8 protein-coding genes are annotated in these 14813 nt (G+C 41.5%); all 8 read right to left on the bottom strand.

Going from position 1 to position 14813, the window contains the following annotated elements:
• Positions 1–9: 9 nt before the first annotated feature.
• The gene (locus IB67_RS02085; protein WP_072757071.1) at positions 10–2154 is read right to left on the bottom strand and encodes a DUF5696 domain-containing protein; all 2145 of its coding nucleotides are present in this window, start codon (positions 2152–2154) and stop codon (positions 10–12) included.
• Positions 2138–4156: a gluconolactonase gene (locus tag IB67_RS02080; protein WP_498875405.1), complete on the bottom strand. Its 2019-nt coding sequence runs from the start codon at positions 4154–4156 to the stop codon at positions 2138–2140. Before IB67_RS02080 ends, IB67_RS02085 begins: the two co-directional genes overlap by 17 nt.
• Positions 4157–4185: 29 nt before the next feature.
• Positions 4186–5055 (bottom strand): carbohydrate ABC transporter permease, encoded by an 870-nt coding sequence (locus IB67_RS02075; protein ID WP_072757073.1) that lies wholly within the window; start codon positions 5053–5055, stop codon positions 4186–4188.
• Positions 5056–5090: 35 nt separating this feature from the next.
• The gene (locus tag IB67_RS02070) at positions 5091–5978 is read right to left on the bottom strand and encodes a carbohydrate ABC transporter permease (protein WP_072757074.1); all 888 of its coding nucleotides are present in this window, start codon (positions 5976–5978) and stop codon (positions 5091–5093) included.
• Positions 5979–5991: 13 nt separating this feature from the next.
• Positions 5992–8811, bottom strand: coding sequence for an extracellular solute-binding protein (locus IB67_RS02065; protein WP_339746078.1), 2820 nt, complete (start codon positions 8809–8811; stop codon positions 5992–5994).
• Between the two features lie 83 nt (positions 8812–8894).
• Positions 8895–10199, bottom strand: coding sequence for an ABC transporter substrate-binding protein (locus IB67_RS02060; RefSeq protein ID WP_072757078.1), 1305 nt, complete (start codon positions 10197–10199; stop codon positions 8895–8897).
• Positions 10200–10236: 37 nt separating this feature from the next.
• Positions 10237–12606 carry a glycoside hydrolase family 94 protein gene (locus IB67_RS02055; RefSeq protein WP_072757080.1) on the bottom strand — a complete coding sequence of 790 codons (2370 nt, stop codon included), beginning with the start codon at positions 12604–12606 and terminating at the stop codon, positions 10237–10239.
• Positions 12607–12669: 63 nt separating this feature from the next.
• Positions 12670–14754, bottom strand: a complete 2085-nt coding sequence (locus tag IB67_RS02050; protein ID WP_072757082.1) for a beta-galactosidase — start codon at positions 14752–14754, stop codon at positions 12670–12672.
• Between the last annotated feature and the right edge of the window lie 59 nt (positions 14755–14813).

Genomic DNA, 14813 nt, shown 5'->3' with positions numbered 1-14813 from the left:
ACCTCTTCCTCACTGCTTATTAATTACCGCAAAGGACATAGGTTCTACGGTAATTCCATCTACATTTATAACCTTGTCCGTGTAATTGAAGACTACAACAGTTTCATTTTCATAGGTGACCTTATATACGCCTTTCGAAATCTCCTGCCTGTGCCTTGGAACAGATAAGAAAAATCCAAGCGCTTTGCTGTACAACTCTCGAGCTTCTTTGATCTTCTCGTACCAGTCAGTAAACTTAGTCGATATTAAATCTCTTGATTGCGTTTCAACAAGCTTTTCAGAATTCTCCCAAGTCAGGTAGAACGACGGAAGAACGCCGTATTCTATACATTTCAAAAGCTCGTAATTGTAATCTGAGGACAAATTAAGCGGTTTTGAAAACACAGGACCGAAATGCCTGAGAATATACGGAACAATCGGAAATTCTTCATCCTCAATTTCGTACATGGAATTGGAAAGGGGAGCATCGGATATCATACCTGCAACTTTTGTTACATACCAGTTTGTCCCATATACGATAGCCTTTGACATCTTCGAAAAAGCCTCGCTCAATACCTCGAAGACATCTTGCCGGTTATCGGTGTAAGTGGAGTACATAAGCTTACCAAAGGTTCCAATCGCAAAATTGCTTATACCGTACTCTGAAAACTCCGCCAATTCCTCATCTAAAATTCTTTTCACTGCGTACGGTGAGATTATGTAAGTATTTTCATACTCCATAAGCTGTTCTAATCTATTCTGTGCTATGTAGTTCTTTCGAACGCTTTTAGACTCTTTCGAAACACTGATATATTCAACGTAGAAATAATCTTTTGAAAGGTTATTTGCGTTATTCATAACTTTTTTCTCGAACGGAATATGGATAGGAGAATTAATCGACAAACCGCCCTTCGAATAACCGCGCAAAACAAAAATGTTTTCTTTCGATATTCTGTTCAACATCTCTTTCATCTTCGTTAAATCTTCTTCCGTCGTCATTTCGACCAAAGAGTATCCAAAAGTGGATTTTTTAGCCTCAGACATTAGGATGTCGAACTTAAACATTGGTGCTCTTGATTCTACAGCAGTTTTTTCCTCTACGTACTCTTCAACAAATCGTCTAAGTAAAGAATACTCAAGAGAGTATTCAGACGGCTGACTTATGAAGAAATATCGGACTGAAAAACTTGTCGTATTGATTTCCTCTTGAGGTATAGTTATACCTTCCCCAGCTTTGTTGAGCAACTTCTTGTGCATATCTCTCAAGACTATTCGCGGGGATATCCAGTTAAAAGGTGTAACAATACCTGATCTATACGCATTTATCTCTGCATAAAAGTCGCCTTTTTCGATAACACCCAAAAGCCCTTTCGAATTCTGGCCCTCGTTGTATATAATCCCATAAATTGGCAGAGCGTAGTTCTCGGGTGATTTTACGTTCTTGAAGTACTTGTAAGGGATAACTTCTTGGAACCCGATATCTTCACCATACATCCTCATCTTCAATGGAGCGGTAGCGGTAGTTGTTTTTGAAAGGTCAATCTTTGCCCCGACACCGTCCGCTACTAAGAAACTTCCAGCTACTGTTCCTTTTGACGCTCCAATGTATGGATATACGTAAATTCCCAAAATCTTGTATTCGCTTTCTTTGATATTATTCACGGAAATCCTTAGAGAATCATCTACGAGTTCGTAAATAACATCGAATGAGATCCCGACATTTCCGAATCTTACATGAGCTGTCAGCGATGAATCAGCATAAGAATATTTAGAAACCTCGCCATCTCTTGTCAAATACGCTCTCCTAACATTTTTAGAAGAGTCGTAAAATTCTACGCTGATACTTGAATTGAAGAACAGATTCCAAGTTTGGTTCAGTTCGCTATCTTCATTCGGCATAACGGACTTCCAGATAGCACCATTTCGTTTGTCCTCGACTATGAACGCGAGTGATCTTGGATCGATACCAACACTTAGAATGTTATTTTCGAGTTTCAGCAAATAATCCGGAACATGAAATCTGTAAGGTGCCTCCTCAAAGGTCTTTTGAGTGACCTGAGTAACAACCTCTGGTCCACTCTTAACCAAGAGTGCTATGAGCACTATTGTTAAGAACACCAAAACGCTTTTAAAGGCAATTCTTCTTATCGCAGAATACTTATCTGACTTTAGCACGGAAGATCAACTCCTCGAAGACAGAGGTGAAGAAAGAAATCTCTTCTCTCACTAATATCGAAACTATGGCTATCAAGATAGTTATCAGTATCATCGCGAAGATCGTAAGCAAAATGTTCTTAACTGTCTCACCAAATGAGAAGTTGTGTATCTGCGCTATTACGATGAAGAGTAATATGAGCGACCAACCCCAGATTACTTGCATAGAGAATGTGTAGATGAAAGACTCATTCAGTGTAAGTATGTTTGTGATTAAAGCTATAGGAACTGAGAATAGGATATACGGTAAGAACGATACTATAGTACCGATGAAGATATCCTTGAATCGCCCCTCACCTTCTGATATTTCACTCACGAGGAAGTTTCCAAGAACGAAAAGGAAGAAGAGCCTGTAAGTATCAACAAAGAGATTCAAGAAATCTATCCTCTTAGCTCCAAATCCAAAGAACAAAGGCGAACCTATGAGTCTGATAAGTATATTTTCCAAGTAAAGTATTAGATACAGGATAATCCCGGTTACAAAGGAAATGCTGTTATGTTTTTTCAATTCGTAAACGCCATCGAATGGATTTTTCAAGAATAAAATAGTGTATTTAATTTGCCTCAGTATCCAGTTGTCTTTCAATTTCTTTCTGCGTTCGCCTTTTTGTATTATCCCCTGTCTAATCAAAACCGTTCTTATCAAATCAAACAATGCGATTGCCACTACTAACACGAAAATTGGTCCAACTATTCTTTGAATCCACTGATTGCGTATGTACCAAAATGCGTCGGAATAGCCCTTTGAATCTTGTGCCAATCTGAAATATTCGAACGCTGTTGAATAATTCTCTTTCTTGAACTCTACATTTCCAAGCACCCTGTATGTAAGTGCGAATGCTGAGTTCATCTGTTTTATTTCTCGCCATATCTGTTCGCTTTCCATATACATTCCCTGGTTGTAGTAATGCACGCCTTTTAACACAAGACTGCCAAATTTCGTCGGTCTGAGTACGACAACGCTTCCATCCTCCTTATCCAGAACGAATATCTTTCCATCTTCGGAAACGGTAATGGCGGCTGGTGTTCTGAATAACCCCAACCGGTTCTCGTAGAAACTCTGCCCACCGAAGGCAAAAATTAAATTTCCAAGCAAGTCGTAAGTGTAGATCATCCCATTTGTCGAGAGCGCATAAACATTTCCAAGGTTGTCAAGTGCGATATCAATGAAGTTTACGTCTGATACAGTCAAAGATGGATAGACATTCACACCGGCCACGTTGAATCTCTTAATTGCATCTTCAAATAACCCCTGTGTCACTGTCCAAACCGAATTGACCGAATCTATTGCCAAACTCGTTGGCGAAGGAGGTCTTATCCTCAGCAGCTGGGCTTTTTGAGATTCTGTAAAGACGAGCCTTTGGAGTACCATCCTGAGCGTAACCTTTGGCGTGTTTGCACCAAAAAAGCTTAGGAATCTACCTTCGCTATTGAAAACTGCAAGCCCGTTCGTCACGCCCTGACATACGACGTATATGTTCCCCCTCTTGTCAGCTGCAACTTTTAGAGGTATGAAATCGTTCGACTTTCCGTATATTGGAGACTCGGGTTTTGTAATCGTGAGCAACAATTCCCCATCATTTGAAAACTTGTAGACACTCTGTCCCCAGGAATCTGCAACGTAGACGTTGCCGTTATCGTCTACGTATATCCCCTCAGGGTTCAACAACTGTCCTTCCCCGATGTACGAATAAGTTCTGCTCCCCATATCGAACACTACAACTACAGCATTCTGAGTATCCGCAAGGTAAAGTTTGCCAAATTTCCAGAATATATCAGAAACTGAACTTGTATCGAAAATCAGCTTTTCGAAAGGTTCAAATGCGTCCTGTATGCGAACTATATTGTTACCCACACCGAGTGTGTAGGTATAATACGGCGTATTAGCAAAGAGTGTTAATGTAAAGAGTAATGAAAAGAGAAAACAAAAGATCAAGACAAATCTCATAGCTGACAACTTCATATTCTTGTCTCCTTCGTGATGGGTGATTATTATTTAATACCTGAGTGCGCCATAGTGTTCATTACTTTGCTCTGCGTGAATATGAATATTATCAAATTGGGCAAGAACATTATAGAAGCGGCTGCAGCTGCAATACCTGCACCGGCAACCGTACCGGCACTTCCACTTAGCGTCGACATGTAATACGCAAAATTCTTTAAACTCTCGTTGTTTATGTATATAAGTGATGCTTCTGTTGAATTCCACGCAGTCTGGAACGACAGAATCGCTACAGTGGCGACTGCGGGTCTTGTAAGTGGAAGAATAACCTTCAAATATATATACCAATCGCTCGCACCGTCGATCTTCGCAGCTTCGATCAACGAATCTGGAATTTGATCAATGAATTGCTTTACTAAAAACAATCCAACGGGCATTGCGAGGTTTGGCAGGATGTGAGCAAGGAAGTTATCGATGAGTCCGAGCCTCGCAATAATAACGTACCTTGGAATAGAGACTGCGATTGGGACAAACATAAGTGCTAACGTATTGATTTCAAATAATAATTTCTTTAGTCTAAAATTCTTCTTAGAGAGTATATATCCAGCCATCGTGCTGATGAGAATCGATAAAAACACTACGGCAATCGATATTAAAAAGCTGTTGAAAAGATACCGGCTGACAGGTATGCCGGACTGTGTCATCGAGCTGAACAAAAGCCTGAAGTTCTGCAGAGTCGGGTTCCTCACAAATATCCGTGGTGGAAATGCGAAGAGTTCACTGTACGGTTTGAATGCGTTTGAAAAGATGAAAACAAGGGGAATCGCCATAAAAATGGCGAGTGGTATCAAGAATACGTAAAATTTTATTTGACTCTTATCGAACCTCTCTGGATTTATCTTAGTACCTTTAAATGCCATCTACATCACCCCTTGAACAAGAAAAGCGAACCTTGTCAATCCTTCTCTAAAAACAGTGCCCAGACGAATTTTGAACTTACCCAAATCATGATTAAGAGGACGACGGAAATCGCAGCAGCGTACCCCATTTCGTACCTCATAAATCCGAAATCTTCGATGTGGTTCACTATGAGCTGACCGGAGTACTGAGGCGTCGGATTCGATCCTGAGAGCATGACTCCAATATAACCAGCCTGAAACGTCGAAACAACTGACATAACTGCACCGAATAGCATTTGCGGTTTCATCATTGGTATCGTGAGATAGAAGATTTCTTGCCACCTTTTCGATATCCCATCGACATAGCCAGCTTCGTATATCTGCGGGTCTGTGTTCAACACGCCTGCGAGCATCGCTAAGAAACCAACCCCCATACTGCTCCACAAAGTTACTATAACCATAGTGGTAAAAAGGTACTTTGGCGACTGCAGCCATTGGACGGGCTGATCAATCAGTCCAAGCCTTAACAAAAAGCTATTCAGATATCCAGACTTATCACCGCTAAAAATCGTCAACCATATAACCTGCATCGCAACGCCAACGGTCATTGATGGTGAGTATATTATTAGAGAAAGGATAGTTCTCGGCACCCTTGGAATCTGGGCTAACATCCATGCAAGGAAGAATGCCAAGAAATAACCCAACGGACCTACGATGATAGCGAATTTTATCGTATTCGGAAGAACGTACTGCATAAAGACACTGTCGGTCGTAAAAAGAGAAATATAGTTCTTCACGCCAATGAATCTTGGAAATTGTATAGTGTTGAAATTTGTGAACGACAGCAAAACAGCGAGTATCGTTGGAAGAATTATAAATATGCTGAAGAGCAAGATATAAGGAGAAAGGAATGTAATTATCCATTTGCGATCGTATTTTTTCATTCAACCACCTTCTCTATTTATACCAAGTGAGAATATCTTCCAGTTCGTAAATCTTGAACGGTCTAACCGGTTTACCGTTTTCGTAATATCCGAATTCTTCAAGCTTCCTTGCGAACTCTTTGTTAACAACATTGATGCCGTCGTCTACAGCAACCCTCAACGGTTTACCTTCGAGAACAACCTTGTTCCAGATATTACTGATTTCCCTCTCCAAGATATAGCTTGCCGGCATCTTTGGAACTTCCTGCAACCACTCAAACTGTGACTTTATAACTGACAAATCTGACTGTCTTATTGGCAACCAACTTACAGCATTCCTATTTGCAGGAATCATTAAAAACTCTATACCGTAAGTGCTCACTACTTGATTTATAAATTGCCTTTGGGTTTCTTCTGAAAGCCACCATTTTACAAATTCCCACGATTCCATAGGATATTTCGTGTCATTAAATATCGCAACCGCTTGAGCAGAACCAGTCTGCCATCTTTCGATCACACCGTTCCACTCAACACCCGGCGACGGCACTATCGACCACATGCCTTTCAATTCAGGAGCTGCGATGGTTAACTGGACATACGTTCCGAGGTTGCCAACACCGATCGGAATTTCACCTTTTCTAAAGCTTTCGAAGAAATTGGCTACTTGAGTTGGAATACCGTACATGGTGAAGAGTTCTGTCATCTCTTTTAACGCCCTTAAAGTTTTACTATCGCCTATCGCTGTTTTCAAACCATCATCTGTAAAGAGTTTACCGTGGTACTGATAGATGAACGGTGCGGTTGTCATCCAAGCTTTGAACGAAGTCGAGCCACCCAATGGTAAATAAAAATTCATCCCGTTCCTCTGAAGCTCTGGAAGTATAGTCTTTACATCTTCCCACGTGTTTGGTATCGGTATCTTCAAGTAATTAATAATATCTGTCCTGTAGAATAACACATAGAAATCGAGTGTTTCGGGCAACCCATAGCAATGTTCCTCGTACAAGTACGGAAGAAGTGATCCCGGATAGAAATTCTTTGAGTATTCCACAAAATCCGAGAACCTTCTCAAATCAAGTGCAGCTCCCCTTATTCCCATCTCAAAAGGAATCCAGTTGCTTATTCCAAGTGCGATGTCCGGTGATTTCTTCGCAGCATTCGCCAGGATCAACTTCCCTTCGTCCCGCATTATCGACAGGTCAACGTATATTCCCGTTTTAGGAGTGAACTCCTTGTCCACAAGTTGTTGGAGAATATCCACGTACTGTCTTGGCCTGTTCACCCAGACTTCCAACACCACTTTTGATTCAGCAGTTTCAGTGTACGATTTTTGCCTGATAAACGAATGTACGAACCGCTTCAAACCTTCCAAAAAGATCTTAAAAAACGAAACCTTCACAGTCCGGTCAATATCTTTCCCTTGGTAGATATAAATCTGATCGATCGTAAGTGGCATCTGCTGGAGTCCGTTGTACGCATTTGAAAGCTCTGACAATACCGACCCGGTACTTCCAACAAGCATCTCTATCCTGTTTGGAATCTTGTTTGGGTCCTTTCTCAAACGTTCCAAGAACATTTCAACTATATTCAAAGACACGTATTCGGTATTCGATGTATTTTTATTTATTTGAGCAATCTCTTTCTTTAGCTCTCTTGTCTTTGAAATCAAATATGCGAGTTTTTCATCTATATCTGGGAAATAATCTCTTATCTCCCACTCAATATTCCTATCTGTCTGCCCCCCGGATATGTATTTCACTTTTAAGGCGAGATCATTTATATAATCAATCATTGATTTCAAATCGTTTAGAACGTTCGAATAGACAGAAGCGTTAACTTCGAAAGAAACTGTATGGATCCCCTTCTTTAAATAGAAATACAATGGTTCTCCATTTCTTGCGTTCAAAGTTTCTATTTTCCAATTTGTCGTATACTTAAACGGTAAGTAAATCATATCTTCATAAAGAACTTTTCCATCGATATAAACGGTTCTAAAGCTTGTGAAGTCTGGTTTCGAATTCTGTAGATACTTCACAGCTAATTTATAATATCCATCCTGTGGCACTTCAAAAGAATACGTGACAATTTGCCCCGGCTGTTTCCAGTTATCTCCACCGAATGCGTTGAGAAGCAAGTTGTATGTGGTGTACGGAACTACCTCCGGCGTTCTTATCGATATCGCATTCGTCGAAGGATCACTCTTCATCTGTGGGCGCTCTGCCTCGATTATTACCTTACTATCTCCCGTGTTCTCTCTTGCACCTTTCGGTAATGTATAAGCCTGTGGCTTCACTGGCCTTTCCAAGACCACTCGTTTTAGATTTATACTCCCGCTTTTGAGAGTTATCTTAAGCCTCGTAATCGGCGGATCTACTTTGAAGAAAAGTGGTTCTTTCTCAATTCCCGTAGGGCTTTTCAAGTAATAAGAAAATACTTCACGAACGATATATTGGTTCGGTAAAACTTCATCGTTGTACCTGTTCTTTGGGAATTTACCTTCTTCGTATTTCCAAAATTGGATCAGCGGAATGCCTTGCGCTTCTATAAAAGGTACGCTGTCGTTTAAAGTTACAGAGATTTCTGGAGGTAATATCTGCTTTGATGTTACAACATAATCCAGTCGGATGTTCCAAACTCCGGAATTTTGACAAGGTATTTCAAACTCAATTGAACCACCGGCTTGCATATCAACAGATAACTGGGGAGAACCCCAAAGGGTTTCCCCAGTTACGAGAGGGGTCGTGAAGAATCTTGAGAGTGCTTTGTGATATGTCATATAGTTATCTATGTCACTTGCTTTTTCATAATCTTGTGCATATGTCGTTGTGAAAAAGATTATGGAAAACACTATCACTATTGCGATTAATACTTTTCTAATTATTTCAGTTCCCTCCTAAAAACTAAAGTCTGACAAATAGCTGTATGAATCGCCTGAGCTTACTTCGTCATCACAGCAATTTTCTTAACTGCATTTTGATACTGTTCGTTGGCTATTTTGTTGAGTTGTTTCACGTAATCTGCGATGTTGACGCTACCTCTCATTGCGTTCCAAATCACATCTCCGATGTTTGCATTTGGATTGTCTCCCACTTTGATACCCGTTGGTGCAGTCCATCTTGATTGGATGTAACCCGGAACGATTTTGACGCCCTCGATGATTCCAGTTCCAATCTTTGCATACGCTTCGTCAAGACCCGGGAAGAGCTTCTTCACTGCGAAGTACTTATCGAGTACGGCCTTTTCCGTTGTGAGGGGCAACGAAGACCACTGATTTTTCTTGTCTATTTCAAGTCTCTTGAGGATACCATCTCTTCCGAACGTTACGAATTTTGCGAACAAGAACGCTTCTTTTGGGTTCTTAGTTGTCTTTGATATAACGAAGAAGTCGCCGACAACCGGCGTTCTACCGCCGGGAACACCTATGAATCTGCTCTTGAAAGGCAGTGTTGCAAAGAATGTTGTATCCCATGTTCCAGACCATCTGATGGCTATCTTTCCCTGATTCCAAACATCGCCGTACCAACCTGCGTTGTACTGTTTCTTCTGCTCTTCCGGCAGAGCGTCGTAAACGTACTTACCTTGCCAGAGTTGCTTTGCAATGTTTACAGCTTCAAGGAACGACGGGTCATCCAAGTTGTACTGTTTTCCATCCCATGTGTACCATCCGAGCCTCAAGTTCTTCATCGCTGGATACCATTCAGGAATCTGTACTTCTTCGGCAAGACCGATGATTCCATCTTTTGGAATGGTGAGTTTCTTTACCGCATTCAAGAATTCTGCCCACGACGGTGCGAATTTCAATGGTTTGACGTTGTACTTCTCGAAGAGTTCGTCGTTTACAAAATATCCCATGAAGTAAAGACCTGCTGGCACACCGTAGATCTTGTTGTTGTAAACGGTAGCGTTTCTAAGAGGCGCTGGGATGTTCTTCCATTCTGGGTCAGCCAATGCCATTTTCGTGAGGTCAAGTGCCCAGTCGTTCGTCAACGCCATCGGTATGTTTGGAATCATTATCACATCTGGTAATTTACCAGCAGCCGCTTGAGCAATGAGCCAGTCTTCGTAGTTGCCTTCCGCTGTTACAATCTTCACTTCGATGTCTGGATAGAGCTTCATGAATTCCTGGACCATGTCCCTTTCGATATCAAGACCGAGGTTCCAGTTGACGTAAGTAATCGTTACTTTTCCAAACGATACTACGGCAAGAACTAAGAGTAAACCCGCCAAAAACACCTTTTTCATACAGCTTCCCTCCCTTTCATAAGGTAGTTGAAGGTAATTAACCGAGGATAACCTCAACCGTATGCTCTCTACCATCTTTAAGTATTGGAACTTTCTCAACTTCTTCTCCGTCTAATAAAAGCTTCTTAACTCCATAACTCACATTATTTGGGTTCTTCACTAAAACAGTGTAAAGCGTATTGCCAAAATAGCGCTTGTAAGTGAATCCAGACCAATTCGATGGAATGACGGGATCTATATCGAGATATCCATAGTTTGGCCTTATACCGAGAATCCAGTGAGTAGCTACTCTGTGCAACCACTGTGCAGAGCCTGTGTACCACGTCCAGCCCCCACGACCGTAGTGTGGAGATATCGGTCCGTCGGAATTGCCACACGTGACGTAGGGTTCTGCCCAGTATTTATCGATGTCCTCACTTCTGTAAGGCGGACATATACCTCTGTACGCTTTGTACATCGCCTCAACATCTCTCATCAAAGCAAACGCCCAGACAGCCCATGTTGCAGCGTGAGTATAAACTCCACCGTTTTCTCGCAATCCAGGTGCGTATCTTGTTATGTAACCTATATCGCTCCTTGGCTTCGTATAAGCTGGATATAGAAGTAGTGCACCGTAATCTTTGAGAAGATATTTCTTCACTGACTCCATAGCACGTATCTTTCTCTCTTCATCTGTAATATCGCTTATTACCGCCCATGTTTGCGCATTCAGGAAGATGAAACCTTCTTCGTTCTTCTTCGAACCTATCTCCTCCCCGTCGTCTTTCGTTGCCCTTATGAACCATTCACCATCCCATGCGTATCTATTGACCGATTCCTTTAAAACTTCCAATGTATCTTTGCATTTCGCTGCGAATCTCAAATCGCCTTTGAGTTCGATCAACGGTATGAATTCTTTAAGCAGCAAGTACATGAAGTGAGCGAGCCAGACACTCTCGCCTTTCCAGTCGGTACCAACGGCGTTCATCCCGTCGTTCCAATCGTTCTCTCCTATCAGCGGTAATCCCCTCGGTGAAAATCTTTTGAACGCTTTCTCTATTGCCCTCTTGCAGTGTTCATACAAAGTACCTTTTCCGCCATCAACGTAAGGTACAACTTCGTCGAGAATAGAATAATCCATCGTTTCCTTTATGTACTCTTGCGTGATGAATGGCAACCACAACAAGTCGTCCGAACAGTGAGTTCTTGGTCCGCCACCTCTGATAGTGAACCACCAGTGTAGTACATCACCCTCTTGGAATTGGTGCTCGGCATGTAAGAGTATCTGCTTTTTTGCGAGTTCAGGGTTAAGCGAGAAGAAAATCTGAGAGTCTTGAAGTTGGTCTCTAAAGCCATACCCTGCTGAAACTTGGTAATATCCCGACTTTGCCCATATTCTCCCAGAAATCGCTTGATACTTCACCCAATAATTCGTCATTATGTTAAGACCCTCGTCCGGTGTCTCGACCAATTCCTTTTCGAGCAAATCCAGCCAGAACTTTCTCACATTCTCGAATTCTTCCCTCGCTCTCTCCACATTTGTGTATCTTTTTGACAGTTCTTCAGCATCTTCTTCACCGATCTTAGCTGCTCCGACTGTGAAGACTATTTCTATTTCTTCCGTTGGTTCAAGCGTAAGTTCTACCTGCAAAGATGCACACGCATCGCCAAATCTATCGCACTTGTTGTCGAGCTTTTCGATCGTCATTGCAATTGGGAATTTTTCATCTTTGTACATACCAACAAAAGATTCCTTGTCGCACGTGAACGACTTTACAGGGAGGCTGACGCTGTGGAATGCTACATGGTCCCAATTCGTATTGTTCCATCTGCCCTTTTCATCGGGGAACTGACCCAAATACTTGCGCACGTATATCGTATTACCCTTGAACTCGGGGACTATAAAGAGCTTGTGAAACTCTCGATGTTCGTCTGGGAAGTTGCCAAGTACCCATTCAAAATAGGATGTAACGTCCAATCTTCGCGTCTTACTGCTGTCGTTTCTCAATCTTAGATGGATTATTTCAACTGGATCTTTAACGGTCACGAAGACTTTCATCTCTGAATAGATATCTTCTACCTTGTGTCGATAAACCGTATAGCCGATGCCGTGTGTTACTTCGTAAAGTTGATAATCCGACATGACTGGCTTCCATGCGGCGGACCAGTATTTTCCACTCTCAAGATCTCTGATGTAGAAATACTTTCCCCAGTTATCTTTTACGAGATCTTGGTAAAGTCTCGTGATCCTATTCTGACCAGCATTTCCTCTCCAAGAATATCCACTCCCCGTGTGCGAAGCTATGATGGAGTAGTCACCGTTACTTATCACATTCACCCAGGGTCGCGGTGTACGCGGGTTGGTTATAACATATTCCTTTCCATCTTCAGTGAAATACCCGTACTTACTCTCAAATAGCTTTCCCACACCAATCCAGCTCCCTTCGTTATCTTAGTTATTTATTCGCTATCCCCGTCTCAATCTTCTCTCTTAGTCCAAGTCAAGTGATATGATCTCCCCACTTCTTGCCTTTGACCTTACCTTCACATTCTGTCCATTAATCGAAACGATAGCATCTTTGTCATATTCATCGTAGTTATTTACAAATATGAAGCATTTACTGTCGCTCCTTCGAACGTACACATCCACAAAATCTTGACATTCAACCTCGAAGCTTCTTTCTATATTAAGCATTTCACAAACTCTTCTCACGACACCCAACTTGTATTCCCGTTCAAGTTCCAAACCAAATCCCAAGATAACAGCCTTCCCCTTCCCTATTTCTTTTGCAAATCCACAAACTTTTGAATCTTCATTGTGTGCAAAAGCAGTGTATTCACCTGAGAGTTTATACGTATCTACATGGAACGCGTTGATTTCTATACCGAAAGACTGAACCATATTCCATCCAGATTTTGCAATCTCTTCTATTTCAAGCACATCCATAAGCACTCTACATTCATTACCGAATTCATCCTCTACTGGAATCTCAGGAAAGATTACGAGCCTACCGCCGTGTATTATGTAATCTACGAGAGATTTTTGGATACGCAGTGGCATTCTTTTGTATGAAAATACCCAAAGGCTTTTAACCGAAGACGGATCTAACACACTTGCTGTATTACTTAAGTTAATCCCACCGAAGTTGTAATTTAACAACTTCAATCCCCTTATAACTCCATCGAATATGGACACATCCCTTTTAAATTCCAAATCAGAAATATCGAAGCCGTGTTCTTTAAAATGTTCTGTCGAATAATACTCTGGTATGAATCCAAAATAAGTATCAAAAACAGGGTTTGATTTCGCAATATCGGGCTCGAATTGCCGCACCTTAGCAATCAAATTCTTGAGAACAAAATACCCTCTTCTAAGTTCTCCGTTCAAGGATATAGGTGCTTGCCAATCGTGGTAACTTCCCATCAATGCAGAGCCTTCTGGATTAGTCCCACCAACGAACATGTAGTAATTAACCCCATTCATGCCGTTACCGATGCACTGCAACGATGTCAGTTCAAGGGTAGATGGCAAGAGCTTAGGCTTGTCCAGCTGAAACCCACTTTGGAACTCCGCTGAGAAAAGAGGCTGATTCCTATCTTGAACAGCGTACATAATGGCATTCGCTATAGCCAAATCACTGAAATTCTCATGAACTACATTCCCGATATAATAATCTCCTGATAGAAGGACGTTTTCTGACACGCCACACGAATAGAGCTGTGATACGCCGATTGGATACCTCTTGCCCCTTTTGGCGTACTCTACCATATCGAACCCGTGGATATTTACGATAACTGGCAAATCGATTCCGGATTCTTCCAGATACCGCTTAAGCGTTTCGAGGTATTCCTTGTAATACTGCCTGATAAAGACATGATACTCAATCATAAGCCTCTGTGAAAAAGCCTTGCCATAAGACCAGTTATCTATCTCATATACACATTCAACTAATCCTTTTTCTTCAAGATAATCACGAAATTTTCGAATAGTATTCTCATTGTAATCGCCATGTGTTGTGATCCACTGCAACATCCCGACCTCGTTGTCGACCTGCACTAACCAGACATTATTGAAAGCTCTTATAATCTCTGCAACGTTCTTGTACCATCTTTCAACAAATCTCAAGTAATCTGGATGGAGATATGAAAAGACTTTCGTCGGATGCTGTTTACCATCCATAGTTCTTGCAATAGCCTGCGGGACAGCATTGTAGATCCAAAATGGGAGGCCTTCGTTTTTAAGTTCCGACATTATATATGGTCCTGGCTTGAAGATTAAACCCAAATCGTATTTTTCTAACAATCGAAGAAAGCCGATTAAATTCCTTCTTGGATCAGTAACACCTGAAAAATCGAACCTTCTCTCTTCGTATTCATGCCAAAACCAAGGAACATAAGAACTTACGCTGTCAAATCCTGCGTCCTTTATCTTAATCACTCTATCTTCCCATTCTGATGGATTTACCCTAAAATAGTGGAGTTCAGCTGAGAAGAATACCCTTTCTTTCCCGTCGAGTACAAACTTTGCACCTTTAACTTCTAATCTTCGAGTTCTAACCTCTCCCAATTTTCTCAATGCTATCCACCCCATAGGCTAACCGCATGTTCAAATTGTTGAATTGAAATATCGATTAA

The sequence above is a fragment of the Fervidobacterium riparium genome (assembly GCF_025370035.1).
Taxonomy (GTDB): Bacteria; Thermotogota; Thermotogae; order Thermotogales; family Fervidobacteriaceae; genus Fervidobacterium; species Fervidobacterium gondwanense.
This window is presented reverse-complemented; position numbering and strand designations above follow the sequence as displayed.

Coding starts and splice junctions, on each gene's coding strand:
- IB67_RS02070 (WP_072757074.1), bottom strand. CDS start 5,978: ATGAAAAAATACGATCGCAAATGGATAATTACATTCCTTTCTCCTTAT.
- IB67_RS02080 (WP_498875405.1), bottom strand. CDS start 4,156: ATGAAGTTGTCAGCTATGAGATTTGTCTTGATCTTTTGTTTTCTCTTT.
- IB67_RS02075 (WP_072757073.1), bottom strand. CDS start 5,055: ATGGCATTTAAAGGTACTAAGATAAATCCAGAGAGGTTCGATAAGAGT.
- IB67_RS02060 (WP_072757078.1), bottom strand. CDS start 10,199: ATGAAAAAGGTGTTTTTGGCGGGTTTACTCTTAGTTCTTGCCGTAGTA.